Source organism: Ensifer sp. LC384, assembly GCF_001695865.1.
In the GTDB taxonomy this organism is placed as follows: Bacteria; Pseudomonadota; Alphaproteobacteria; order Rhizobiales; family Rhizobiaceae; genus Ensifer.
On record NZ_MBST01000047.1, the window covers coordinates 19,354 to 44,209 of the forward strand.

The following is a 24,856-nucleotide window of genomic DNA, read 5'->3' on the forward strand; positions in this document are numbered from 1 at the left end:
GTTGGGTGTCTCCTCAATGAAAGTAGCCGGGACCGCGCAGATTGACGTGATCCATGACGGCGGCGGGTTCGGTGGAATGCCGTGCACTCTTGTGGGTGGCGATGAGCGAGGTGATGGTCTTGCAGGTCAATCCGCCGATCTCGACGGCGCGCGCCGAAACGGCCTCGGCGCGGTCGCGGGTGATGTCGCGATAAAGGCGCAGGATGCCCAAGCATGTTCTGAAGCCTTGTTCCGGATGCGGCCGGCTGGCGAGAATGGCGACGACCAGCCCTTCGGTCTGCGGACCGATGGACGCGCCCCAGCGCCGGAAACGCTCCGGTGTCCACTCGGCATAGCGGCGATGGGAGCTGGGCATGTGGGCGGGATCTGTTCCATAGCGCGGACCGCCATAGCGGCGCTGATGCGCAGCGACGCGTTTGCCGCGATGGAAGATCTCGATCATCCGTGCGGTCGCCCGGATATCGACCTGCTGACGGATAAGGGCGTGCGGCACGGAATAGAAGAAGCTCTGGAACTCGACATGATAATCCGTCGAGACCCGCGCAAAGCGCCATTCGGCGAACTCGTAATCCTCGGCGGGCAGGCTCGCGAGCGCCGCGTGTTCAACCGTCTCGAAGAGATGCCGGCGGCTGACGCCCAGCCGTCGCATGATATGATTGTTGATGCGCTCCAGCACGTCGGCGATCGCGGTATTGGCCTCGGCGAGCGAGAAGAAAGTCTGCTTGCGCAAGCGGCCGAGAAGGCAACTCTGGGCGAAGCGCATGCCGTTCTCGACCTTGGCCTTGTCCTTGGGGCGTCGCGGGCGGGCCGGCAGAACGCCAACACCATAGTGGGACGCCATCATGCCGTAGCTGCGGTTGATCTCGGGATCGTAGAAGCTTGCGCGGCTGACGCCGGACTTCAGATTGTCGGGCACGATCAGGCGGGGCACGCCGCCGAAGAAGGCGAACATGCGCACGTGCGAGCCGATCCAGTCCGGCAAGGTCTGGGTCCAGGTCGCCTCGGCGAATGTGTAGCTCGATGCGCCGAGCACGCCGAGGAACAACTCCGCCTCGCGGATCTCGCCAGTCTTGCGATCGACGATCGGCACCTTCTTGCCGGAATAGTCCACAAAGACCTTGTCGCCGGCAGCATGCTCCTGGCGCATCGTCGGCGAAAGGCGCTGCTCGAAACCGCGGAACAGCTCGCAGAAACGGCTGTAACCATAACCATCGGGATGGACGCTGCGATACTCCTCCCACAGGATCAGCAGTGTCACGCCGGGTTTCTTCAGCTCAATGGAAAGCTCCGCCCAGTTCGGCTCGTGACGTCGCCGCTGGCCCTGTTTGACGCCAGCGCGGATGAAAAGCCGATGCTCGAGCGCATCGTCTGTCAGTTCTCCTGGCAATGGCCAGTTCAACCCAGCGGCCTTAGCCCGGTCCAGGTTATCTTGCACCGTGCTTCGGGCGATCCCGAGCACTACCGCAATCTCGCGTACGCTTGTCCCGCCGGCAGAGAGCCGAAGCATCTGTCGTATGTGTCGCATGGTCAGCCTTCTCTTTGACGGCATGAAATTCCCCTCGTGGATACTGAGGAGATTCATGCCAAGGTTGCTGACCCAAGGGCATCGTCACGACGGAAAAACCGTCCGGTAATGGATTGGAATGCTGTCCGGCTTCAGATCGGAACGGTGTCCGGATATTGATCGGAATCCCGTCCGGTTAATCCCCGGAATCCGCAAGTGCTGACCTGAGACCCTTGTTCCCTCCAGTTTTCGGGAGAGTCTTGGGTTTTCAATCTGGCCTTATGCGGCCTGTTTTTCCAGAGCAATTTTCATTGCGAACTCATTGGGCGTGATATTGCCCAGAGAGGAATGTGGCCGATTTCGGTTGTAGTCCTCCTTCCATTCGGTGATGTCTGTCCGCGCTTGTGCCAGCGATGAGAACAGGGTTTCATTGAGGCATTCGTCGCGGAAGCTGCCATTGAAGCTTTCCACGAAACCGTTTTGCATCGGTTTGCCTGGTGCGATGTAATGCCATTCGACGCGCGTGCCTTGGCACCACTTGAGAACGGCCATGCTCGTCATCTCCGTGCCGTTGTCGGAAACAACGATCCGTGGCTTTCCGCGCCGGGCGATGATGGCATCCAGTTCCCGTGCAAGCCGCAACCCTGAGAGCGATGTGTCGGCGACCAGCGCCAGGCATTCGCGGGTGAAGTCGTCAACGACAGCCAAGACCCGAAAGCGACGACCATCCGTGAAAGTGTCGCTGACGAAGTCGAGGCTCCAGCGCTCATTGGGACGCGACGGCAATGCCAAAGGTCGTCTCGTTCCCCAAGGCACGCTTGCGGCAGACATCGGCCGTCTTCAAGCCGTTCTCCTGCTCCTTCAAAATCCCGATGATCTGTTCGTCCGTGAACCGTGAATGCTTCATGCCCGTCTCCTCGTTGTGACGGACTCTACCAAAATTTGGAGGTCAGATCAGGGTCTCAGGTCACGCCGTATGATGCAAGCCGAGACGGCGATGTGATTCCCCTAACGGCCACGTTGCACCTTTTGTCAACGTTGGTGGGCCTTGCCGTACCAGGCGGGGTGCGACAACGACCGTACGTGTGGCTTGCAACAATACGAAAGCGTGTGCCGATACAGAGATATCTAAATATAGGCGAAGGATATCGACGGCTCGGCGGTAGCAAGCTCTTGGCGGCGGTAGCTGGTCAAAAGCTCTTCAAGTCGCGAGGCTTCTAGCTAAACACGCCACCAAACAGCTGCGTCATCTACGGGATGCAACGGTTGCGTGATGTGATTGTCTCTTCGGAAATCATCTACCGCCTGGGCGCATGCCTTCAGGATGTAATCATCAACAATGACAAATCCGCCTTTCGAAACTTTTGCGTACAATGCAGTCAACGTGTCCATAGTGCTTTCGTACATGTCGCCATCGAGCCTCAGGACAGCAATTTCCTTGATATCTGCAGTATGCAGAGTGTCTTTGAACCATCCTTCGAGAAATATGACATTCTCGTCGAGCAACCCATAACGACGGAAATTCTCCCGCACTACTGGTAGCGGTATGGCGAGCTCAGGAAAGGTACTGTGGATATCGCCCTGGTCGGCGGCGTAAAGGTCGACGTTTGGCTCAGGCAGTCCCCGGAAACTATCAGCCACAAAAACTTTTCTATCTTCGGCACCGCATGCTTCTAAGATACCCTTAGCGTAAATGCAGGCCCCGCCTCTCCAAACTCCTGCCTCGACAAAATCTCCCGTAATCTTGTCATCCAACGCCTGTCGCAATAACATGCGCAGATTGCGCATCCGAGCAGTACCGATCATCGTCAAGGCCTGCTTGGGCCAGTCCCGCCCAATCGCTCGTGTCGATGGGTTAAACTCGTTTGTGGTTATCCAGGGAGCCTCTGCCCCGTCTTCATACAGAACTCCCGTCAGCGACGCTTCAAGCAAATCGAGATAGAGATCGATCGGGCGCGCGTCTGTCGCGTCTGTACTTACATTATGCCTAAGAACCCGCCCCAGGCGAGCAATCGCCTCCTCTTGCCGAGTTGCCAAGCCAACATTGCCGGCCGACAAATTCGCGATCGCTCCAAGTGTCGTCTTATGATAGCTGTCGAACGTCTGATGAACGCCGCGCAGCGTTTCTTGCAATGTCGATTGATCTTTTATCTGCTGTCGTAAAAAGGAATTTTCGACATTTGCAGCGTCGCGTTCCTGCGCGATGCGGCTCAAATCAACCCGTAAAATAGCGGATTCCTTTTGACAGATATCCAGGTGCGAGAAAGACGACGTATATCTGTCCGAGAGTTCACGGTTGTCGGCGACCAACGTTTCCAACTCAGTCCGAATCTTCTCGGCCGCCTCTTTGTCGAGTCCCTCAGCGTAGAGCTCCAACTTGGCAATTGCAGCTTCGCGCTCCTCATGCAGCCGATCTATCTCATTGAAGTATGTAGCCAAGCCGGGGAGTTTGCGCCAAAATCGTTGTCTAGAGGATAGGTTGGTCAATAATACCTCGGTTAGTATCTAAGTGATTGACATCAGCGCGGAACTTCATTCCGCACCTTCGACAAAAGGCAATGGATTGTCAACTATCTGCTTCATCAGACATGGCTTAAGAATTAGCGATGTTTCATTGGTATCCTTTCGGATTGCACGCAACCGCGGGGCATGTAGATGAGCCTGGAGCCTCTGACCCGTCATACCGTCGATCTGCTCGGCGCCGAAATATGTAAGCCGTTGCCAACTCTGTTCCGCCAATGTGTAGCGCACACTGTTACACGGCAGCCAAGTTGAAGCTTTCTCATTTTCTCGCGAGAAGACAACGTATACTATCGCCGATCCCTTCTCCAAAAATGAATAACTAATTGAAAACCATATCGAGTATGGGATGCATTGCACTATTGTAATTATATGCGTATCTGTCAGAGGATCTTATCAAGACAGCCTCAGCTATTTCAGGCTGATCGACCTGAGCAGCATATTCGTCGACCCGCCTTTTCAACTCTTCGCCAGTCGCGTTGAAGCGGTAAATACGAAATACTACTATCCTATTTCGCTCGTAACTAGCGAAAAGCTGGCGATCCGCAGTTGCTTCATCTAAACAAAGCCCCGTCTCCTCACGAACCTCTCTACGCATGTTTGCTGTAATGTCTAACTTTCCCTCGATGATGTCATTGTGATCCAACAATCCCGCGGGACAATATACCTCCCCTGGCGTAGCGGTCATTTCTCCCATTCTTATCGCAACTATCGCGGAATCCGAAGACGCGATTACGGCGAATCCGAATAAATGATATGCGCCGGACTGATCAAATTGTTTCCGCCACCAGAGAAGCGATGAATAGCTAACAAAGTGACCAATTCCCACGACATTTCCCCGCGCCAAAGACAGCGATGACTGCAGCACAAGACGGCCGTTGTAAAGAAATGGCTTAGCAATTTTCTCGTCGCCCCAGTTATGATCGATAGCATCGCGATGTCTGAGCTCTATCGGATGAGGAGACGGTGAAATGGCCAAATCGATAGAATGTACTTCGAAAGAAACGCCTTCAGCTGGCCAGCTTTCACGGACATCAAACATAGCGTAACCTTTACATTCTTTGAGGGGGAGCGTGGCTCAGTCAAATCAGTGACTTTAGGCCAAACTGTTCGCCGTCAGATATATAATCCTTTGCAGCGCGCTTGGTATGCGCGGTCCTCGCACTACTTCGAGTGAGATTCCGGCTGGCAGCACTGAACAGACCATCAAACGCTAATGAAGGTCACCTAGTCTAACACAGTGATAGCGCAGAATTTTTTCCGCGCGAAACCACATAGAATGATCAGTAACCCTCCAAAGACAAACGGCGCGCTACCCGCCGCAGCTCGGCCATATACGCGACCGGGCTCAGTTTTGAGTGTACGACAGCACTTAAATAGGCGATCGGCTCCGGGTTTCCGAGATCTGTTGCTACCCCAATAAAGCAATTGGCGAGCTCATCCAACATTTCTCCGAGGTGATCTTGCGTTAGTCCGTCATCCCGGCGATAGGCTCGAGCGTAAAGATCGCAACGAGCTAATATGTTTTTACAATAGGGAAATTTACCTTCGGCGTCCCGTGTGTGGACACCCACCAGTCTTTCTTCCAGCGCTCCGAGCTCTCCATGCGCCATGAGGCGTCCCCAGAGATCGATGTCCTCGCATGTTTTGATGGCCTCATCGAATCCGCCAACATGCTCGACGATCGACTTCAACGCGACCACGCTTGGAGTTACAACTACGTTTTCTCGGATAGTAAGTATGGCTGGATACGGATTCTCGACGAACGAGCTATTTATAACTTCCGACTTCCTTCGTAATTTTCCATCATCGCTGAAATAGAAAAAATTAGTGAAGGACATGGCTAGATTTTGATTAGCCGTCATAAGCGCCATTTGCCGATGTAATTTATGAGGCATCCAAATATCGTCGCTATCCAAAAAAGCGACAAAGGCACTCTGAGCCAATGCAATCCCGCGATTGCGGGCTGCAGAAACCCCTGACTGCGTCTGACCGATGTAACGAAGCGGCACGCCTGCGGCAGCAAATTCCAAGCAAACACGCTCAGTGCCATCTGTCGAGCCATCGTCAACGACGATTATTTCAAAATCCCGGTAGGTTTGCAGAAGAACGCTTCGGATCGCGCGTGGCAAGCAATATGCGCGGTTGTGGGTGGGAATAATAATGGAAACCTGAGGCATCTCGCAAATCCTATAACGTCACCAAGGGTTCGCTCATACCGACGATGTCAGCCGAATCCTCCAAGAGAGCGACTAACTGAAGCTCAAACGGTACCTGAGCTTCATCAAAAAATCTAAGGGCCTCATACCAGCATAGTTTATGGAACATGTAAGCATCAAGGATCGCCGAGCCGGTCGCAACCACCCCGGCGGACTTCAGCTCGCAGATCTCTTGGGCGTTCATGAACGTGCCGTTCTTATAGAGTGAGCACATGCTCGCCCGCAGTCCACCCATCTGCATAAATCGGTGCTGTCGCTCGATGCGATTTTCCGAAAAAACCGCTCCAGTTGAGAAAACTACGTACTCGCCCCTACAAAACCTGAGTATTCGATCATATTTACTTTCATTGCTTGGATCGCTTAGCCGAATTACTCGGACACGTCTATCTACACCTACGAAGGAAGGAAGTGGAGTATCAGCGTCTAGCGCAACAACAATCTCTATATTCCTATAAGATTGCTTCAAGATCGAATTGAAATAGTAGAAATCGGATTGTTCGCTCCACATCACGACAACGCTGACAAGAGTGTCAGCGAGAACCTCCAACGATCGGGTTGATGCGTGAGCTATAGCCTTCTTGTAGGGAGAGTGCTGCAGATGCGTTCGCATGTGTTCGAAGTAACGGAACGAACTCCCTTCCATTAATACTCGGTCGAGTGAAGAGCGCCGATCCAGCATGTATCGCCAAAGTGGCTCCGCCTCAGCGTTGACGGCGTCGCTTTTTTTCTGGGTATCCTGATTTACATGTATGCGGTAACTCACCAGGAACTCCGGCTGGCAATAGAAATCATGCTCTTCAAGGATCTTGTTCCAGAGATAGTAATCCTGCGTATATTTCTTCGATAAATCGAACGGACCGAATTTCCGCATGATATGGACCGGGATGAACAAGGTGCATCCGTTGACGCAACCATTCAAAAGAACGCGAATTGGCGCTCTGGACAAAGCGTCGAGATTGAAGGTGACATCTTGAATCTTACCACCGTTGCCATCGATTAACGTGTAGTATGAACATATGATCGCGTCGGGATCGCCGATCTCTCGATAAAACTCGACATTTCTTTGAACTTTGTTGTCGTGATGAATGTCGTCATGGCTTAACCAAGTGAAAACGTCGCCGGTCATCACTTCCAGAGCGGTATTCAAAGCGCTCGCGACACCGCCGTTTGGTTGGGAAAAATATTTTACCCTATCTCCATACTGCTTTGCTATGCGCTCTGTCGCGCCATCGTCGATGGAGCCGTCGTTGACCACAACGACTTCGACATTGCCATAAGTCTGGCTAAGAGCGCTATCGATAGCTACCGACAGGTAGTCGCTCCCATTGTACACTGGAATGACAATGGAAACCTTCAAATCTTCGTCTTTCATGACGTCACGCCTCGGGCTTTCGCCAAACAACTCGATTTACGAATCCTATGTAAGACAAGACAATCCTGGCGACCTTTGACGACACTACTTCGACGTCGTAATCGCCGATCGGACCGGCAAAATGCGAACCGAACCGTGTTTTCCGAACGGCATCCACCGCATTTAGTATCCCGGAAGTGGACATATCCGCGATTATGAGCGTGCCCGCATCGATCCCCTCCGGTCTTTCGTGTGCATCGCGAATTGTAATCGCCGGTAAATCGAGCAAGGCGGATTCCTCGAAAATTGTCCCGCTGTCCGATATCACGCAGAAAGCCTGCTGCTGCAGCTTGATGTACGAGAAAAACGGGAAGGGCTCCAAAAACCGCACTGACTTCGACTCGGCTTCCACTCCGAGAGCTTCAAGTCTCTTTCGGGTTCTCGGGTGGGTTGAGACAATGATCGGGTAGCCGTATTTGGCGGACAATTCTTCGAGCGATGCCACAAGAACGCGCAGTTTACTATCCTGGTCAACATTTTCTTCGCGATGCATGCTAACCAGAAAATACTGTTCCGACGTGAGACCCAGCGTTTCAAGCACTGTCGACTCGGCGATCTTGTGCTTATTCCTCTCCAGGACCTCCTTCATGTGTGAGCCGACGTTGAATATCGTATTGGAAGCAATGCCTTCAGCAAGCAAATTGCTTCGAGCCTGCTCCGACAGGACCATATTGATATCACTCAAATGGTCGATAACCTTACGGTTCAGTTCCTCGGGAACACGTTGGTCGAAGCACCGGTTACCCGCTTCCATATGAAAGATCGGGATCTTCCGCCTTTTTGCAGGAATGACCGCTAAGCCGGAATTGGTGTCTCCGTAAATGAGAACTGCGTCGGGTTTCTCCAGTTCCAAAACCTTGTCAACATGATGAATCACGTTGGCAATCGCTTCAGCAGCTGTCGATGCAGCAACCCCAAGGTAATGGTCGGGCGCTCGTATGCCGAGCTCCTCGAAAAACACATCGCTGAGGTTGGGGTCGAAGTTCTGCCCCGTGTGAACCAGAACATGCTCACTCACCTGATCAACGCACGCGATAACGGCGCTCATCTTGATCAGCTCGGGCCGCGTCCCGACGATCGTCATTACTTTGACCATGATTAGTTCTCAAGCGCGCTGAGGGAGACACCGGGAGATTTGAGAGCGTGCTGGACATACTCGAGCGACATCAGCAACTCGATAACGCCCTCCACGTCCAGACGATGTGTGTTATGGGAAGTATAGTCCTCGGAGATCGAAACCTTCTGTTCGCCTTCGGTGAAAAACTTCGCGTAATTGAGATCGCGATCGTCACACGGCACCCGATAGTAATCGCCCAGGTCCTGAGCGCGAGCCATCTCTTCTCTGGAAATCAGCGACTCGAACAACTTTTCACCATGGCGCGTCCCGATGATATTCACCTTCGCTTTCGTGTTGAAAATCCGCTGTATCGCTTCGGCCAGATCGCCCACCGTGCAGGCGGGTGCCTTCTGCACGAAAATGTCGCCCTGCCCACCATTGTTGTAGGCAAACTCGACCAACTTCACGGAATCACTGAGCGGCATGAGGAAGCGCGTCATATTTGGATCGGTGATCGTGAGCTCAGCTCCTCTCAGGATCTGTCCGATGAACAACGGAATGACGGAGCCCCGAGACGCCATCACATTTCCATATCGAGTAGCGCAGAGGACAGTATCAGACCGGCTGAGAGTGCGCGACGTCGCAATCGCGATCTTCTCCATCAGCGCTTTCGTCAATCCCATAGCGTTGATCGGATAGACCGCCTTGTCGGTGCTCAATACAATTACGCGCTTAACCCGATTGTAAATGGACGCGTTGATGACATTTTGGGCGCCCAGAACATTGGTCTTAACCGCCTCCATCGGATAGAACTCACAGGAGGGAACCTGCTTGAGGGCAGCGGCGTGGAAGACGTAGTCCACGCCCTTTAAGGCCGAGTCTATCGAATTATAATCCCGAACATCGCCGATGAAATACTTTACGCGCTCGTCCCGGATGCGGTGACGCATATCCTCTTGTTTTTTTTCATCGCGGCTGAATATGCGAATTTCGCCGATATCCGAGCCCATGAATTTCTGGACGACGGCATTCCCGAAAGAGCCCGTCCCGCCGGTAATCAAGATAGTTTTTTTGGTAAACATTACGCTCTCACATCTACAGCTGTTGTCTTCATACGCGCGATAAGTTCCGGCCATGCCGGAGGCGTGTAGCCGGTGACCTGACGAAACCTGGAAGAGTCCAGCGATCGGTCGATCTTCAACGCTTCATCGGGGTTTATGACCTTTCCACAGCCATACTGCTCGTTGACTATGCTGAGGAGATCGTACTTGCTGATCCGGTCGGCGCTTACGTTGAAAAGACCATGCAGATCCTTGTTCGGCAAAACTTTATCGGCAATGATGTTTGTGATCTCGATCGTGGGAAATCCCGAAAAGAAAGCTTCCGTATATCCCTTTACCGGCCCTTTCTGATTGAGAAACCAAGCGACAAGGCCATTTTTTGAGCCGAGTTCCGGCCCGATGATCGATGTGCGGATAGTAAGGCAGTTATCGCCGTGCAACTCTCCCAGATACTTGCTAACGCCATAAAGATCCTTCGCGTCCGGCTCGTCCGTTTCACTATAGTTACCTTTATCGCCCACAAACACGCAATCGGTACTGATGTGAATGACCCGAGCCCCAATCAGGCTCGCCAGATTTGCGAGCTTGTGCGGAAGCAGGGAGTTGATCGGAATGGTGTAAAGCGGATCTTTCGCTATTCCGAGCTGCTTGATCACGCCAACGCAATTGATAATTACATCGGGTCTTACTGCCTCGAAAACTCGTATTAGAGAATCGTTATCGAGAACGTCGACGCCCAGCATTATATTCGAGGCGTCGAAGTATCCGGAAAATTCCGGCTTGAGCGAACGGGCGGTCCCGAATGCCTCAATCCCAGGGCGTCGTCCCAATTCCCTGTAGGCTACATGGCCTAGCATTCCTGTTACGCCTAGAACGAGCACTTTCATTAAAGTAGGCCTCCTTGCGGCTCCAGCCGCAGACAACAATCTGGGCGAAATCGGCTTCACGGTTAATGGATTGAGGAGGCGTTTGCAAGGCAGAGACAGCTCAAATTATGCAAGTAAAATCAACAACAAGTCTCGAAAACATTCCGGAACGGAAGGATGTTGCAGACTTACACTACCGTGTACACTATCGGCTGCGTATCAGAAAACTTGGGTAACCTGTAAACGGAGGCACACCATCGGCCTTCAGCGTTGCCTGCGATAAAGATGCTCGTCTCTTCTTTCGGACAATATGGCTCGTTCCGCGCACCACCTTATGAACGGCGCCGTTGATGATGACGTTCATATTCCATGCCCAATCTTCGAAACCTATGCCTTCGGCAACACTCGATGCCGGATAAGGATTTGAAACATATGATTCCCTCCGCCCGAAACTCAAAGCCGTCCATTGGTTCTCGATCATCAGAGACGTGGGCTCGAAAGGGTCGTCCTCCATGTCCTGATGATGAAGAATGTGATCCGAGTGCCCCAAGTATACGTTGACCTCCGGATGCCAGATTACATCATCCGATCTGCTGTCAGCACATCGAGCGGCCTCCAATAGCCAGTTCGCACCCCACATGTCGTCCGCGTCCAGGAAGGCTACGAAATCTCCTGCCGCGTTGAGCACGCCTTCATTCCTAGATCTACCGACATCACCGTATGAGAATTCAAAGACTCTTCCTACGTCCCTCATCAACTCAGAAATTATCTCAGTTGTAATGTCGTCTGAATTATCAAGAAGCGCCGCCACCTCGACATCGTATCCGGCATCCTTGGCCATCCTCATGGCGCGAAAGGCACTTCTTATTGAAGCCGGTGCCAGTAGGCCTTCACGATGCGCCGTGATCAGCGTGGTGATCTTTTGTTTTCGCGGCAATCAGTCCACCTGGGTTCTGGGGTTGATTTCGAAGGACATCAATATATCGACTCCAAGCATGCTGCTCATCAAGCTTTTTGCGCATATTGACAAGGCGCACGGAAACCTCACCAGGGTTTTGGATGATATTCTCCAGCGCAGCCAAATATGAATCGGGATTGTGAATATCGGGTACAAGCCAACCTGTGCGTTCATCCACAAGCTCTTTTATCCCCCCAATGTCGGAAGCGACAACGGCCAGACCTGCAGCCGCCCCCTCGAGCAGAACATTGGGTAGGCCATCCCAAAGCGAGGTGTAAAGCAGCGCCTCGTAATCTTCCACCGGAAGATCGGCAAAGCTTTCATACGGCCCTTCGAAATGGACATTGGGCTTTGCGGCATCAAGCTCGGACAGGGCTTCCTCGTACTCCTCTTCGCCCCTTCCCCAGATATGAAACTCGACGTGTGGCGGAGCCCTATCGATTATTGAAAAAAGTAGCTCTACATTTTTCTGGCGAGCAAGACGCCCGGCCCACAAAACCCGGATCCTGCCATGCTTGATGGATACCGGAACGCGCTGGATTTGTGGAATCGGCTGATAAAGGGGTATTAGCTTGCCCCGCAAGCTTGGGGGAATAGCAAACCGATCGGTGACCTCAAGAATATGAGTTTCGTTGTCGAAATAAATGCCGCTGAGATCGTGCAAGCAAGTGGATAGATATTCGTCGCTATAGCCTATGCGCCGGCCGTTTTCGAGAAAGTCAGCGCAGAAAAGCGTTGCGTAGATATTCGTAAATCTCGAGAGAACTCGCCCATAGAGCTGCGTTGCTTCCCAAGCAGCGCGACTGTTGACGTTTAGAACGGCACGAGGCGCAAAGCTCCGAATCATCAGACCGACAAGTTCTGCCCTTTGTGAAAGGGTGAGTTCGTCGCTGCAGTCGGAAAATGACAGGACTTGCACCTCTTCGGGAACAAGATGCGTGGCGTCCATTCGAGAATCGTCGGTTAGAACAAGCAGGACATTTTCGGTCCCTGACGACACCATCGCCCTCATGGCATTTGATGCAACAAGATCCGCTCCGCCATGACGGAGCCACGGAACGAATACTATGAAGCCGGGCGGAGCAATGAGCTTTTCGATCAGCTGCTTATAAACCAGAGCGACGTCGGAACGCGAAGTGCCATCAACGATCCTTAGACGATAAGGATCATCCAACCAGTTGATACTATTATATAGTCCCGGATCAATATCGGCGATCTCCGCCACAGCTCTCAGGGCGGCAGCAAATATCTCCTTCGAAGGCTTCGGGCGGCGTCCTTCGAGTTTGCCGAACTTGAGGTAATGTGTGAGCGGATCGGTATTTTTGATGTCCGGATATTGCTTGAGATACCAGGCCGCATCAAAGTCCGGACCGGGAGAACGACCTTCCTTGTAACCGAATCTCACATAATGAGTGAGCGCGGGGATGTCCGCAGCAGCGACATCCGGATATTTTCTCTTGTACCAGCTCTCATCGAAATATCCGGAAGCGAGCACAAAATCAGCATCAGCCTGAATTGCCGCACTGATTTCCCGACGCTTCCTTATTCGCCGGATTGAAGATCTGATCCTTTCACCAAATTCCATAAGAGATATCTCGATTGGGATTTACGATCTTACGCCTTCGCGTCAAAAAAACATGCCAAACGATTTCACCCGAATCGGCGATACTCGGTCTTGTAGAAATTTTTAACATACGATCTTGAGCTTAGTTCCACTTTGTCAGGCTTCGCATGCAGGAGCAGGCTTCTTCTGATCGCTTGGAAATGACTTAGCCATTCTACGGGTGTGCTGTCCCAGTCGGCCATGAATACCCAAGACCTGCCCGCAACTCGCTCCGGAAACGCTCCTAGATTTGGAACAAGGAGCGGAAGGCCTGACCAGAGACCTTCAGATAGGGTATATGAAAAGGCTTCGGGAATCCTAATCGGGTACCAGATCAGATGAATGTCGTTCTCATCCAGGATTTCCGGCAGTTGCCCGCGGACATACTCGCCCACCGATAGGGCTGTGTCGTCGTTTGCCATACTCGTTTCGGAGGAAGGCGCACCTATCATGATAATTCGAATGGGGGCATCGCATTCAAGTACGAGTTGCCTCACTTCATTGATGGCGCTCAATCCACTGCAATCCTCGGCTGTACCTAACACGGCAATGTTCAGGCACTTTCCCGGCTTCAAGGCCGGCACACGAGGCTGAGTCTCAGGCAAACCAGTAAGGTGAGGTGCGACGACGATGTTATCTACTCCAGCAATGCGTTGGATCCTGTCAGACATATCAATGCTGGGGACGATAAGCTGGCCTGCTTTGTTGACTATATCCTGAGCAGATCCATCAGAGTGAAAAGTCTCAATGTTAGATATATTTATTTCCCCGACAAATGAGCCATTGGGTCCCGCTAGGTTTCGATCTGCCGCAAATAAATCGTAGTCATAAATCGTCACGTCATAAGGAATGTTAAGGACACTATTGATCTGCTCAAATATTGAAAACTCCTGCGCCGTACAATGAACATTCGCCCTAACGACATTGAACGCTCTGAGATACTCAACAATCTCGTCCAACTGCTGAAGAAGATCAAATCGAACCGGTGTTCTTGCCCCAATATCATATATCTCAACGAGATGCGCGCTATCAACCAAGCATCGGATTGTAAGGGTGTTGATGGCCGGTGCAAGCGTATTTGAAAGCTCGTAAACATGTATATCGATGTCAGCTTTTGGCCGACCCTGCACCATGAGAATGGTGGGCTTAGCCTGCTGCGAAACACCGTTAACGACGGGGGCGTTAATTGCCGCGGATACAGGCTGGAATTGAGAGCTACCGGGCACCCCCTGCGGCAATCCAATTGTTAAGTAGTGCCTAAGCGCATCCTTTACTTGGAGCCCATGCGCGTGAGACTGCCCCATGTACCAGACTGGATCGAAGGACGGATGCGGACCGCGCCCCTCATGCTGGCCAATCGCAAAATAGTGTGTCAACGGATCCATTTGCGCAGCTGCAGCATCCGGATAGCGTCGAACATACCAGTTGGGGTCAAACAAGGGATGAGTTGACAGTCCCGCAGCGGCCCCGATGGTCATATAGTGAAGCAGAGGGTTGTGACGAGCGCCTTCACCTGCCTGTCTCAAATACCATTCAGTATCGAACAGCATATTTGGGCTGCGCCCCTCGCTCGCCCCATGGGAAACATAGTGGACTAGGGGGTTAATGCCAGCTTCACGAATGTCCGCGTATTGCTCGATATACCACTTACTGTCGAACAAGGCGGTAGGCGAGCCTGCCACAGCGGGCGCGGTCAATAAGAAATGAGCGATCGGATTTGCCTTGGCGTCGAGATCGCTGGTGTTCTCCAGGTACCACGAAGGGTCAAACCATAAACTAGGACTGCGTTGCTCGACGGCTCCATACTTAACATAATGGACAAATGGGTTGAGGCGAGCGTTGCGTACATCTGAATATCGTTGAAGATACCACATGCCGTCGAATAACGGATGTGGCGAACGTCCTTCAAGGTATCCGTAAGTAAGATAATGCAGCACCGGTTCGGCTTTCGCTGATGCAACATCCGGATTATTCAACAGATACCATTCTGGGCTAAATACGGGATTTGGAGAACGATTTTCGCTGTAGCCAAATGCCAAGTAGTGCTCAAGCGGGTCCAGACCGTTTGATGCCACATCTGGATTCGACATCAGATACCAATGATGATCAAAAATTTCGGTTATTTTTCTTTCAACATCACGATTGGCGGAGCGTTTACGAGGCCGATGCACGCCCAGCCAAGATTTAGTTTTGTTTTTCATTGTGTGCTCCCGTCCAAGCAGCTTTACCGAAGGCCCCTGCGCCGCCTTATCTATCATCTCGGCATCAAAACTCAACGACCGATTGGCGGCACCGGCGACCCAACCAGATCCTCGGCGTTCCTGGAATTTACTCATGATCCGACACCGATTGCCTTAATATGGGCTTTAGCTAGATCACCGGCGAGATCGGGACACCGCACTGTTTGCAATCAGTCGCCAGCGTGCTTTTAGCCGGATTTTGCCTTCATTCGGTACGAACTACTTCCCTGTACGACTGCCAGCCTTTATCGCTAGCGCGCGCTCGCGGATCACCTTCGCCCGTTCCGGCTTCACCTCCTGCCGCGCGCGGCCGAAAGCGAGCGCATCGGCAGGGACGTTTTCGGTGATGACACTGCCTGATGCGACATAGGCGCCGGCACCGACCGAGACCGGCGCGACGAGAGACGAATTCGAGCCGATGAAGGCATTGGCGCCGATCCGTGTCTCGTGCTTGTTGACGCCATCATAATTGCAGGTGATCGTGCCGGCACCAATATTGACGCGTGCGCCGATGACGGCATCGCCGATATAGGTCAGGTGATTGACCTTGGCGCCCTCGCCCACTTTGCCGTTCTTAACCTCGCAGAAATTGCCGACCTTGGAGCCTTCGGCCAGATCCGCGCCGGGGCGCAGCCGCGCGAACGGACCGACCGTCGCGCCGGCGCTGACATGCGCGCCCTCGACATGGGAGAAGGCATGGATCACGGCGCCGCCATCGATCGTCACGCCGGGGCCGAAGACGACGTTGGGCTCGATCAGCGCATCCTGGCCGATTTCGGTGTCAAAGGAGAGAAAGACCGTTTCCGGTGCGATCATGGAAACGCCCGAGACCATCAGTTCGTGGCGGCGGCGTTCCTGCCAGAGCTTTTCGATATAGGCGAGTTCGGCGCGGTTGTTGCAGCCTGTCAGCTCGCTTTCGGGCGCATCGACGGCCACGACCTTGCCGCCATCGGCACGGGCGATCTCGACGAGATCGGTGAGGTAATATTCGCCCTTGGCATTGCTGTTGCCGATTTTTTCCAGGAGCGACAGCGCCTTACGGCCGTTGATCGCCATCAGGCCGCTGTTGCACCAGGCGACCTTGCGCTCTTCGTCGGTCGCGTCCTTCTCCTCGCGGATGGCGACGAGTTCGCCGTTGTCGACCAGAAGGCGGCCGTAACCGGTCGGCTTGTCGGTATGGAAGCCGATGACGACGACATCCGCACCCTCGGCAAGCTTTTTCCGGGCCGCGGTGAAAGGGGCAGCCGTAATCAGCGGCACGTCACCATAGGCAACCAGCACGTCGTCGAAGCCGTCGGCGATCGCCTCGCGGGCCGCTAGAACCGCATGACCGGTACCGAGGCGCTCCGTCTGAAGGAAGCTGCGTACCGAAATCCCGTCGATCGCGCCTGCCTTGGCGACCTTCTCGGCGTCACGGCCGACGACCAGTGCGGCGTCCGTCATGCCTGCCGACGCCGACGCCGCCATGACATGCGCGATCATCGGGCGGCCGGCCACCGGATGCAGCACTTTCGACATGGAGGATTTCATCCGCGTGCTGTCGCCAGCGGCAAGGATGACGACAAGGCAGGAACGGCTCATCTGAGAACTTCCTTCTTTTGTCTGAGAGCACGCCTTAGCTGAAAGACAATCGATGCGTTGTAAAGCGGTCTGGGGAGTACGCAAGAAAACGCGGACGTCTGCCGAGGGGCGAGGGACAACTCAATCACTCCACGGTGACCGATTTCGCCAGGTTCCGCGGCTGGTCGACGTCGGTGCCCATGAACACGGCCGTGTGATAGGCAAGCAGCTGGATCGGCAGCGAGAAGATCATCGGCGCGATGATCTCGTCGACGTTCGGCAGCACGATCGTCGCCATCGTCCCGAGCTTCGAGGCGGCGGCGCCCTTCTCGTCGGTGATCAGGATGATCCGGCCGCCGCGGGCCGCGACTTCTTGCATGTTCGACACGGTCTTCTCGTAGAAGCGGTCGTGCGGGGCAATGACGATGACCGGCATGTTTTCGTCGATCAGCGCGATCGGGCCATGTTTCAGCTCGCCGGCGGCATAGCCCTCGGCGTGAATGTAGGAGATTTCCTTGAGTTTCAGCGCGCCTTCCATCGCCAGCGGGAAGCTGGTGCCGCGGCCGAGATAGAGCACGTCTTTAGAATGCGAGAGATCGCGGGAGAGCTGCTCGATCTGCGGCTGTATGTCGTTCAGCACCTGACTCATCATGCGCGGCATCTCGGCGAGATGCCTGACCATCTCCTTCTCGTCCGCCTCGGTCACCGTACCGCGGGCGCGGCCGGCGGCGATCGAAAGCGAGGCCAAAACCGCGAGCTGGCAGGTGAAGGCCTTGGTCGAGGCAACGCCGATTTCGGGACCGGCGAGAATCGGGAAGATGGCGTCGGATTCACGGGCGATGGTCGATTCGCGGACGTTGACGATGGCGCCAATCTTCAGGCCCCCGTCCTTGCAGTAGCGCAGCGAGGCCAGCGTATCGGCCGTCTCGCCAGACTGCGAGATAAAGAGTGCGGCCTGGGTCGGTGACAGCGGCAGTTCGCGATAGCGGAATTCGGAGGCGACATCGATCTCGACCGGCAGGCGGGCATAGCGCTCGAACCAGTATTTGCCGACAAGGCCGGCGAGATAGGCCGTACCGCAGGCGGAAACCGCAAGACCCGAGAGCTTGGAAAAGTCGATCGCCATGGCGGCATCCTTTACCGTATGGCTGGCGAAGTCGATGTAATGACCGAGCGCATGCGAGATGATCTCCGGCTGCTCGTAGATTTCCTTCTCCATGAAGTGGCGGTGATTGCCCTTGTCGACCATGAAGGCGGTCGCATGTGAAATCTGGCTTTTCCGGGTTACCGGGCGGCCATGGTAGTCCATCACCTCAAGACGGTCATGGGTGATCATGGCGAGATCACCATCCACGAGATAGGTGATCTCGTTGGTAAACGGCGATAGCGCGATAGCGTCGGACCCCAGGAACATCTCCCCCTTGCCGTGACCGATGGCAAGCGGCGGTCCGAAACGCGCCGACAGGATCGTGCCCGGATCGTCCTGAAACATCACGACGAGAGCGTAAGCCCCGGACACTCGGTTCAGCATGGCGAGCATCGCCTCGCGATGGGTCTTGCCTTCGCGAGTGTATTTGGCGAGCAGATGCGCGACGACTTCCGTATCCGTCTGGCTGGTGAAGACTGCGCCCTCAGTGATCAGCTCTTCCTTCAGTTCGGAAAAGTTCTCTATGATGCCGTTATGAACGATGGCTATGCCATCAACGAAATGCGGGTGGGCGTTCGCCTCGTTCGGCACGCCATGGGTGGCCCAGCGGGTATGGGCAATGCCGATTGTGCCCGGCAGCGGCTCGCCGTCGAGCTTCTTTTCCAGATTGAACAGTTTTCCTTCGGCACGGCGACGATCGAGCCGACCTTCATGGATGGTCGCGACACCGGCGGAATCGTAACCGCGGTATTCGAGCCTCCTCAGCGCATCGACCAGACGCGATGCCACCGGCTCCTTACCGACAATCCCCACAATCCCACACATGCTCATACCGTTCGATGATTTCGACTAGGCGAAGTCCTAGCCGATTGTGCGGCGCATGCAACCAGCTTTGTGGTTGCTATAGACAATATTCCGTTCGCACGCGTGTACGAGAACTCTAGGTTCCGTTGGCAAAGTTGATTCCCCAAATGGTTGAGTCGTGATCCAATGCAGCTTTTTAGGAGGCAGCCATGGCGCTAGGCGATTTGAGTGATGAGGAATGGCGGGTCGTCGAACCGCTGTTGCCGACCGAGCGTGGTCGCAAGTCTCGGCCGTCGCATGAAAACTGCCGCTTTTTCAATGGCATGCTCCATGTTCTGCGCGTTGGCAGTCCGTGGCGGGATATGCACGAGCGATATGGCAGTGGAATTCGGCCTATGTTCGGTTCCGTCGCTGGGCCGAACATGGCGTATGGGACGCACTTCTGGAAACACTTGTCGAACTTGGGCTGACCGACGACTGGCAACATAAAGTCGATAGCACTACGGTTCGCGACCATTCGCAGGCTGCGGGCGCTAAAGGGACTCATAAGGAGGGGTAATCCTCCCGCCAAATAATCGGGTTCAAAAGTAGAATTTTCTCGGCAATATGATCGAGGAGATTTTGATGAAGACGAACAGATTTAGCGAACCCCAAATCCTTGCGATCCTGCGCCAGGCAGAAGGTGGTGTCCCGGTGCCTGAGCTTTGCCGGGAACACGGGATGAGCACCGCCTCATTTTACAAATGGCGGGCCAAATATGGCGGCATGGATACCTCGATGATCAGCCAGATGAAGGCTCTGGAAGACGAGAACCGTCGGCTCAAGAAGATGTATGCGGAGATGAGCATGCAGGCCGAGCTTCTCAAAGAGGCTCTGGGAAAAAAGTGACGCGGCCGCCTCAACGCCGGGAGCCTTACAAGCATTTCCCTATCGGCCAAGGGATGGCCGGGAAAGCAGTGGCGTTGCATGGGGTCAGCATTGCACTGGCCTGCCGCACCTTTGATGTCACCGAGACGTGCTATCGTTGCAGCCGCAAGCTGAACGACGAGAACGAGCAGATCGCCGACCTGCTGATCGGGCTGACGCGGGCGAAGAAGAGCTGGGGCTTCGGCTTGTGCTTCCTTTACCTGCGCAACATCCAGGGACACCGCTGGAACCACAAACGCGTCTACCCCCTGGCCGGTAGGTGATTGCATGCAATCACCGTTAGGCGCATCTACCGTGAGCTGGAACTGAACCTCAGGATTAAGCCACGCAAGCGGTTGAAGCGGGACAAGCCGGATGCACTGGTCGTGCCGGAAACGCCGAACATGGTCTGGTCCATGGACTTCACGGCAGACCGTCTGGAGGATGGCAGACAATTCCGGCTGTAGAACGTCCTGGACGACTTCCACCGCGAGGGGTTGGGCATCGAAGTGGACCTCTCGCTTCCTGCCGAGCGCGTCATCCGAAGCTTGAACCAAATCATCGAATGGCGCGGCAAGCCGCTGGCCATCCGAGTGGACAATGGCCCGGAATATGTCAGCGGCAAACTGATGGAATGGGCCGAGAAGCAGGATATTGCCCTGAGCTATATCCAGCCCGGAAAGCCGCAGCAGAATACCTATGTCGAGCGCTACAACCGCACCGTTCGCAATGAATGGCTCGACCAGTTTACAAAGAAATACCACCGAGACCTACCTCGATATTCTAACCAACTTTTTTCTTTTGCAACGATTACCTGCGTGAACATCGGGAGAGTCCGGGCGCGACATCCGCCAACCAAAAATCCATCTTGTGGATACCGGGATCGTCGCCGCCTTGAGGAGTATGAACGCCCAGACCTTCAAAATGGGCGCGAATCCCACAGCGCTTGGCGGCCTTTTCGAAAATTTCGTTCACAATGAACTGTGGAAATCCCTCCCCCCATCAGAAGCGTCGGTGGCGACTTTATCATTGGAGGCATCAACGAGGACGCGAGATAGACATCATTGCTGAATCAGACAGAGCGATAATAGGCTTCGAGATGAAGACATCGACTGCGGTTGAAGCAAAGGACTTTCAGCATCTGCGATGGTTTCGAGACGAAGGCCCGGGTAAGAACCGTCCCTTCGTCGGCATCGTCGTCTATATGGGAGAGCGCGTACTCAGTTTCGGCGAAAACATGGTCGCGCTCCCACTGTCGATATTTTGGTCGTTCAAAGAAAGTTTAGTCTGAATGGGCGATTGGACAGCTTTCGGGCCCCGGCCCTTCCTGTGCGCATGGACCTTGGGCCCATTGATTAAGTGATAGAGGCCATAAAAAATCAGGCAGTCCGCATCGTTGTGGCGATTTCTTCGATCAAAAAATCAATTGCCTGGAGTGGCTCCAGCACGGCCCACGTCTTTGGATGGCGATAGACGGGGTAGAGGCTGAACGCGGCGAACGCTAGCTGATCGACGGTGGGTCGCGCGATCGCGCGCCTCGCAAGGGCCACTTGAGCCCGATCTTCAACCCGATCGTCCGTCAGTCCCCAGCCTGCGTAAAATGGGGTGGCATAACAACGAACCGGAAGACCACGCAAAAGCGCGTCGAAGCCCATTTGACTCGAAACGGTCCAGACTTCGTCAACGACTGCGAGGATCGCTGCGGCAGAGACCTTGTCGGCCATCAAGGTTACGCCCGGCAATTTCGATGCCCGTTCGGTCATATAGCCCTTGCGGTGACCGGCAATAACGTCTGGATGCGTGCGAACGACGATCTGGGCGCTGCTTGCGAGCGCATCATCCAACATTCGGTCAAAGGCGGAAGGCGAGCCGAGCGCCTTATCGACCGAAACATCGCCAAACACTTGATCAACCAGCAGGAGCCTTCGCCGTGTCGAGGGATCGAGACGAGGTTCGCTGTGCGGGAGATTATTGTATTTCGACAGCTTATGCTCAACCAAGGCTTCGCGGATCGGCGCACCAACATCATGCGCGAAGCCGCCAGCCGCATCGCGGATCAGCAGTTCCAATCGAGAGACTCGACCAGCATCGACCGGTAGAGCCTTATCATCGACCACAATCGAGATCGGAATACTTCCATCCTTGCCGAGACCGACGGAGCGCAGGAAGCCATCCTCGAGATGCCAATGCGGAAGCTGACGCAATCTCGCAATTCTCATGGCCGTTTTCGCCGGCAGCCGGCCACCCCATGAAAGGATGCCATCGAGCCCAGGCGCAAGCGTCGAACGAAGCGGCGCCTCGCCGAAATAGCGGCCCAGCCAAGGAAACGCCTTGTGCACGAAAAAAGTCGCTCCGAGCCTTGCTCCCCATTTTGGGTGCCAGGGCCTAGTTTGCATCGCGGTTAGCGTCGGATTGTCGAGCACGTTCAAATTCTCACTCTGCCGGCCACCTCGGCACGTTCCGCCAAAAACCACCTTGCAGAGCCAAATGCAAACCGAACTTGCGCCGTGACCACCGCTTGAAGTCAGCTTTTCAGACCGGTGCGCGGCCAGCGGGAAACCAAGAGTGGTCGCGCACGGATGTGAAGATCGCACAAGAATTGCTTTCTTGTTGATTGGATACCACCCATTTCTGATTGGGGCGATCCGCCTCGGACTGCCGGTCCAGCACATTCGGCATGATGCCGGAGCGCTCACCGGCATCCTTTGGCAAGCCTCGTCTGCGGGGACGTGCTCGCAATGCGTTCTCACGCATCAGCCGCTCGACGCGATGCAATCCGCAGGAGAAGCCTTCAGCGAGCAGGTCGTGCCAGACACGCCGGGCACCATAGGTGCGGTCGCTAAATTTGAAGCTCTGCTCGATCTTCGCCAGCAGGACTTCATCAAACCGAGCATGGATGCTCGGCGAACAATTGAGCCAGGCATGAAAGTCGGAACGAGAAACACCCAGCGCTTCGCAGAGCCATGCCACCGGCCAGATGCAACGGTGCTTTGCAATGAAGGCGAACTTTGCAAAGTAGGCCGCGGCCTTCCTAAGAAACACATTCTTCGGCGGTCATAAGTTCGAGCTGATAGCCTAGTAACCGGGCGCGGCGCTGAAGATTTGCCAGCACCCTGCCACGATGTCGCTCGTCACAGGCCGCAGCACCTGGATCGCGGTAGATCATCCCAAATCGGAGAGCGTTGTAGAAGAGAACAGCAATCTTGAGTGCGGTGGCCGTGACCGCCTTCTGCTTACTAATCCTCCCTGCCAAACGCCGATAAAATGCGCCGAGCGCCGTGTCACTTCGACCGATCGTGGTCGCTGCCAACCGCAAAAGCGCCGCTGCGCGACTAGACGACCGGCGCGTTCTCGACGAAAGCAGTTTGCCGCCCGATATCTTGTTGCCAGGAGCCAGACAGAGCCATGAGGTGAAGTGCTTGGCGGTGGGCCAGGCTCCCATGTCCGTGCCGCACTCGCGTATCAGCTTGAGCACAAGGGAGGAGCCGGGACCGTGGATTTGGGTCAAGTCTGTTCCCACCAGCCATACAATGCGGCCCGTACGTCAAAGGGTGGTGCGTTCGTCTGCTTTTCGGGGATTGTCCGAATAGATGATCTCGTTGATGCGCCCGACTGCTCCGGCCTCCGGGTCCGCGTCCGTCGCTTACCGGACCCACTTGATCTCGCCTAGCGATCGACGGGCAAGGCTTCTTCATCGTCGAGAGAAACGCGGGCTCCCCGTATCTGACCCGTGCAGGCTCGTTTGTTCCAGACCAGAATGGCGATCTCGTCAACACTGCCGGATACAAGCTGCTCGGTTATCCCTTCCTTCACAGACCGTGACCCGACGGTGTTGGTCAACGGCTTTGACGGGCTGGTCCCTGTCAATGTGAGGGGCAATGGCCTGAAAGCGGAAGCCACTGCGCAAGCGACTTTTGGCGTCAACCTGCCGTCATTCGCCGATACGAAGGGCAGCGGCGTCGCCAACGTCTAAGGGAGACATTTACGGCCGCACATGCAGCCGCTGGAGGCTGCTGCGCAACCGATCACGATGACTAAGTGGCACATACAGGACCCCGCATCCCGCGGGAGACACGGCAAGCGACCTCGTTGGGCCAAGCACGGTTCATTTGAACCGCCCGGACATCCCCCGATTGGCACCGCCATCAGCAATCGCGTTCAACTTCTGGGCGGCAAGCACAACCTCGACGCGGTTCCGTGCGTCAAGCTTCTGCATCAGCACCGTCATGTAGTGTTTCACTGTCGTCTCGCTGATGCCGAGACAGGCGGCGATCTCACGGTTCGTGCTGCCGCGCAGCAGATAGCGAACAATCTGCTCCTCACGCGAACTCAGGCGCTTTTGCGCTTGGGTACGACGGCGAAGGTCTGCGGTCTTCATGGCCATCATGACCTTTGTGGCAAAGCCGGCAGTCACGAATGTGTCGCCGTCATGCACAGCACGGATCGCTTCATGCAGATCATTGGCGCTGCTGCTTTTGAGCACATAGCCCGCAACGCCATAGTTCAGCACCTGGATCGCTGTTTCAATGCTCGAATTTGCGGTAAAGACAATAATCCGCGTGCCTTCGTAGTTCTGCCCGATCCGTTCGATGGCGGCCATGGCGTTGCCGGGCATGCTCAGATCAAGCACGAGGACATGCGGCGAAATTTCTTCAACAATTTTCAAAGCATCGACCGCGTTTTCGCCCTTGGCGACGATCTCGAGGTCACTTTTTCCAGAATATAGACTAACCAGTCCCTCCAGGAGGATCGGGTCGCCGTCAACAAACGCTACTGACACCGGCATGATTGTTGCGCTCCTTCCGCAACAATCACGATAGTTGAACAGCAATGCATTTCAAAGCAAACACTTAATAACAGTTTAATTTTAGGGGTCACAAGATGTGTTCCACGCCCGACGGCTGGTTATTTTCTTTGCAAAGAATTCAAGCCTATGTAATGTTGCCGCCATGACGCGCAGCCGATGTAATTGACTAGGAAATTCAGTCACTTGCCTCATT

20 protein-coding genes and 4 pseudogenes are annotated in these 24,856 nt (G+C 54.6%); 5 read left to right on the top strand and 19 right to left on the bottom strand.

Annotation, left to right across the window (positions count from 1 at the left end):
• Positions 1-13: 13 nt before the first annotated feature.
• The 15 genes and pseudogenes from istA to glmS form a co-directional block, all read right to left on the bottom strand.
• Entirely contained in the window at positions 14-1,582 is a 1,569-nt protein-coding gene (gene istA, locus BC363_RS26890) for an IS21 family transposase (RefSeq protein WP_348272420.1), read from the bottom strand.
• Between the two features lie 201 nt (positions 1,583-1,783).
• Positions 1,784-2,311 (bottom strand): annotated as a pseudogene (locus tag BC363_RS26895) (IS3 family transposase); the annotation flags it as partial.
• On the bottom strand, positions 2,271-2,411 hold the full coding sequence (locus BC363_RS34785) for a transposase (RefSeq protein WP_141690442.1): 141 nt from the start codon (positions 2,409-2,411) through the stop codon (positions 2,271-2,273). The pseudogene BC363_RS26895 and the gene BC363_RS34785, both read right to left, overlap by 41 nt.
• 314 nt (positions 2,412-2,725) lie before the next feature.
• The gene (locus BC363_RS36100) at positions 2,726-3,991 is read right to left on the bottom strand and encodes a TylF/MycF/NovP-related O-methyltransferase (protein WP_244519956.1); all 1,266 of its coding nucleotides are present in this window, start codon (positions 3,989-3,991) and stop codon (positions 2,726-2,728) included.
• Positions 3,992-4,346: 355 nt separating this feature from the next.
• Positions 4,347-5,066: an NUDIX hydrolase gene (locus tag BC363_RS34790; RefSeq protein ID WP_065785933.1), complete on the bottom strand. Its 720-nt coding sequence runs from the start codon at positions 5,064-5,066 to the stop codon at positions 4,347-4,349.
• A gap of 241 nt (positions 5,067-5,307) precedes the next feature.
• Positions 5,308-6,204, bottom strand: coding sequence for a glycosyltransferase family A protein (locus BC363_RS26910; protein ID WP_065785932.1), 897 nt, complete (start codon positions 6,202-6,204; stop codon positions 5,308-5,310).
• 10 nt (positions 6,205-6,214) lie between these two features.
• A complete protein-coding gene (locus tag BC363_RS26915) occupies positions 6,215-7,615 on the bottom strand; it encodes a glycosyltransferase (protein ID WP_065785931.1) in 1,401 nt (466 codons plus the stop codon).
• Between the two features lie 4 nt (positions 7,616-7,619).
• Positions 7,620-8,750, bottom strand: a complete 1,131-nt coding sequence (wecB, locus tag BC363_RS26920) for a UDP-N-acetylglucosamine 2-epimerase (non-hydrolyzing) (protein WP_065785930.1) — start codon at positions 8,748-8,750, stop codon at positions 7,620-7,622.
• A gap of 2 nt (positions 8,751-8,752) precedes the next feature.
• Positions 8,753-9,793, bottom strand: coding sequence for a polysaccharide biosynthesis protein (locus BC363_RS26925; protein ID WP_065785929.1), 1,041 nt, complete (start codon positions 9,791-9,793; stop codon positions 8,753-8,755).
• Positions 9,793-10,659 carry an SDR family oxidoreductase gene (locus tag BC363_RS26930; protein ID WP_065785928.1) on the bottom strand — a complete coding sequence of 289 codons (867 nt, stop codon included), beginning with the start codon at positions 10,657-10,659 and terminating at the stop codon, positions 9,793-9,795. Before BC363_RS26930 ends, BC363_RS26925 begins: the two co-directional genes overlap by 1 nt.
• Before the next feature lie 184 nt (positions 10,660-10,843).
• Complete coding sequence (locus BC363_RS26935) at positions 10,844-11,575, bottom strand: glycosyltransferase family A protein (protein ID WP_141690443.1); 732 nt, start codon at positions 11,573-11,575, stop codon at positions 10,844-10,846.
• Positions 11,529-13,181: a glycosyltransferase gene (locus BC363_RS26940; protein WP_065785926.1), complete on the bottom strand. Its 1,653-nt coding sequence runs from the start codon at positions 13,179-13,181 to the stop codon at positions 11,529-11,531. The genes BC363_RS26935 and BC363_RS26940 overlap by 47 nt, the downstream gene beginning before the upstream one ends.
• Before the next feature lie 65 nt (positions 13,182-13,246).
• Positions 13,247-15,535 carry a hypothetical protein gene (locus BC363_RS26945; RefSeq protein WP_141690444.1) on the bottom strand — a complete coding sequence of 763 codons (2,289 nt, stop codon included), beginning with the start codon at positions 15,533-15,535 and terminating at the stop codon, positions 13,247-13,249.
• Positions 15,536-15,658: 123 nt separating this feature from the next.
• On the bottom strand, positions 15,659-17,020 hold the full coding sequence (gene glmU / locus BC363_RS26950; protein WP_065785924.1) for a bifunctional UDP-N-acetylglucosamine diphosphorylase/glucosamine-1-phosphate N-acetyltransferase GlmU: 1,362 nt from the start codon (positions 17,018-17,020) through the stop codon (positions 15,659-15,661).
• Between the two features lie 124 nt (positions 17,021-17,144).
• Positions 17,145-18,971, bottom strand: a complete 1,827-nt coding sequence (gene glmS, locus BC363_RS26955) for a glutamine--fructose-6-phosphate transaminase (isomerizing) (RefSeq protein WP_065785936.1) — start codon at positions 18,969-18,971, stop codon at positions 17,145-17,147.
• Between the two features lie 188 nt (positions 18,972-19,159).
• Between glmS and BC363_RS26960 the strand changes: the two genes are divergently transcribed.
• The 4 genes and pseudogenes from BC363_RS26960 (at position 19,160) to BC363_RS36110 (ending at position 21,147) form a co-directional block, all read left to right on the top strand.
• Entirely contained in the window at positions 19,160-19,420 is a 261-nt protein-coding gene (locus BC363_RS26960) for a transposase (protein ID WP_244519957.1), read from the top strand.
• Between the two features lie 154 nt (positions 19,421-19,574).
• Positions 19,575-20,599: pseudogene (locus BC363_RS33880) on the top strand (IS3 family transposase); the annotation flags it as partial.
• Between the two features lie 127 nt (positions 20,600-20,726).
• Entirely contained in the window at positions 20,727-20,927 is a 201-nt protein-coding gene (locus BC363_RS36105; RefSeq protein ID WP_348272183.1) for a hypothetical protein, read from the top strand.
• A gap of 28 nt (positions 20,928-20,955) precedes the next feature.
• Entirely contained in the window at positions 20,956-21,147 is a 192-nt protein-coding gene (locus BC363_RS36110; RefSeq protein ID WP_244519959.1) for a hypothetical protein, read from the top strand.
• Positions 21,148-21,235: 88 nt separating this feature from the next.
• On the opposite strand, the gene BC363_RS26985 is transcribed toward BC363_RS36110, so the two are convergent.
• From BC363_RS26985 to BC363_RS26995, 3 genes and pseudogenes are all read right to left on the bottom strand, one after another.
• Complete coding sequence (locus BC363_RS26985; RefSeq protein WP_065785934.1) at positions 21,236-22,252, bottom strand: capsular biosynthesis protein; 1,017 nt, start codon at positions 22,250-22,252, stop codon at positions 21,236-21,238.
• 226 nt (positions 22,253-22,478) lie between these two features.
• Positions 22,479-22,887, bottom strand: a pseudogene (locus tag BC363_RS26990) (IS3 family transposase); the annotation flags it as partial.
• Positions 22,888-23,444, bottom strand: a pseudogene (locus BC363_RS26995) (transposase); the annotation flags it as partial.
• Between the two features lie 154 nt (positions 23,445-23,598).
• On the opposite strand from BC363_RS26995, the gene BC363_RS27000 reads away from it, so the two are divergent.
• Positions 23,599-23,829 (top strand): hypothetical protein, encoded by a 231-nt coding sequence (locus BC363_RS27000; protein ID WP_139110186.1) that lies wholly within the window; start codon positions 23,599-23,601, stop codon positions 23,827-23,829.
• Positions 23,830-23,961: 132 nt separating this feature from the next.
• On the opposite strand, the gene BC363_RS27005 is transcribed toward BC363_RS27000, so the two are convergent.
• The gene (locus BC363_RS27005) at positions 23,962-24,642 is read right to left on the bottom strand and encodes a response regulator transcription factor (protein ID WP_065785920.1); all 681 of its coding nucleotides are present in this window, start codon (positions 24,640-24,642) and stop codon (positions 23,962-23,964) included.
• Between the last annotated feature and the right edge of the window lie 214 nt (positions 24,643-24,856).

Excerpts from the sequence above, each read along its gene's own strand:
- BC363_RS26915 (WP_065785931.1), bottom strand. The coding sequence starts at position 7,615 with ATGAAAGACGAAGATTTGAAGGTTTCCATTGTCATTCCAGTGTACAAT.
- BC363_RS26925 (WP_065785929.1), bottom strand. The coding sequence starts at position 9,793 with ATGTTTACCAAAAAAACTATCTTGATTACCGGCGGGACGGGCTCTTTC.
- BC363_RS27005 (WP_065785920.1), bottom strand. The coding sequence starts at position 24,642 with ATGCCGGTGTCAGTAGCGTTTGTTGACGGCGACCCGATCCTCCTGGAG.
- BC363_RS34790 (WP_065785933.1), bottom strand. The coding sequence starts at position 5,066 with ATGTTTGATGTCCGTGAAAGCTGGCCAGCTGAAGGCGTTTCTTTCGAA.
- BC363_RS26930 (WP_065785928.1), bottom strand. The coding sequence starts at position 10,659 with ATGAAAGTGCTCGTTCTAGGCGTAACAGGAATGCTAGGCCATGTAGCC.
- wecB (WP_065785930.1), bottom strand. The coding sequence starts at position 8,750 with ATGGTCAAAGTAATGACGATCGTCGGGACGCGGCCCGAGCTGATCAAG.
- BC363_RS26940 (WP_065785926.1), bottom strand. The coding sequence starts at position 13,181 with ATGGAATTTGGTGAAAGGATCAGATCTTCAATCCGGCGAATAAGGAAG.
- BC363_RS34785 (WP_141690442.1), bottom strand. The coding sequence starts at position 2,411 with ATGAAGCATTCACGGTTCACGGACGAACAGATCATCGGGATTTTGAAG.
- BC363_RS36110 (WP_244519959.1), top strand. The coding sequence starts at position 20,956 with ATGAAGACATCGACTGCGGTTGAAGCAAAGGACTTTCAGCATCTGCGA.
- glmS (WP_065785936.1), bottom strand. The coding sequence starts at position 18,971 with ATGTGTGGGATTGTGGGGATTGTCGGTAAGGAGCCGGTGGCATCGCGT.
- BC363_RS26960 (WP_244519957.1), top strand. The coding sequence starts at position 19,160 with ATGGCGCTAGGCGATTTGAGTGATGAGGAATGGCGGGTCGTCGAACCG.
- BC363_RS26985 (WP_065785934.1), bottom strand. The coding sequence starts at position 22,252 with ATGCAAACTAGGCCCTGGCACCCAAAATGGGGAGCAAGGCTCGGAGCG.
- istA (WP_348272420.1), bottom strand. The coding sequence starts at position 1,582 with ATGAATCTCCTCAGTATCCACGAGGGGAATTTCATGCCGTCAAAGAGA.
- BC363_RS26945 (WP_141690444.1), bottom strand. The coding sequence starts at position 15,535 with ATGAGTAAATTCCAGGAACGCCGAGGATCTGGTTGGGTCGCCGGTGCC.
- BC363_RS26910 (WP_065785932.1), bottom strand. The coding sequence starts at position 6,204 with ATGCCTCAGGTTTCCATTATTATTCCCACCCACAACCGCGCATATTGC.
- glmU (WP_065785924.1), bottom strand. The coding sequence starts at position 17,020 with ATGAGCCGTTCCTGCCTTGTCGTCATCCTTGCCGCTGGCGACAGCACG.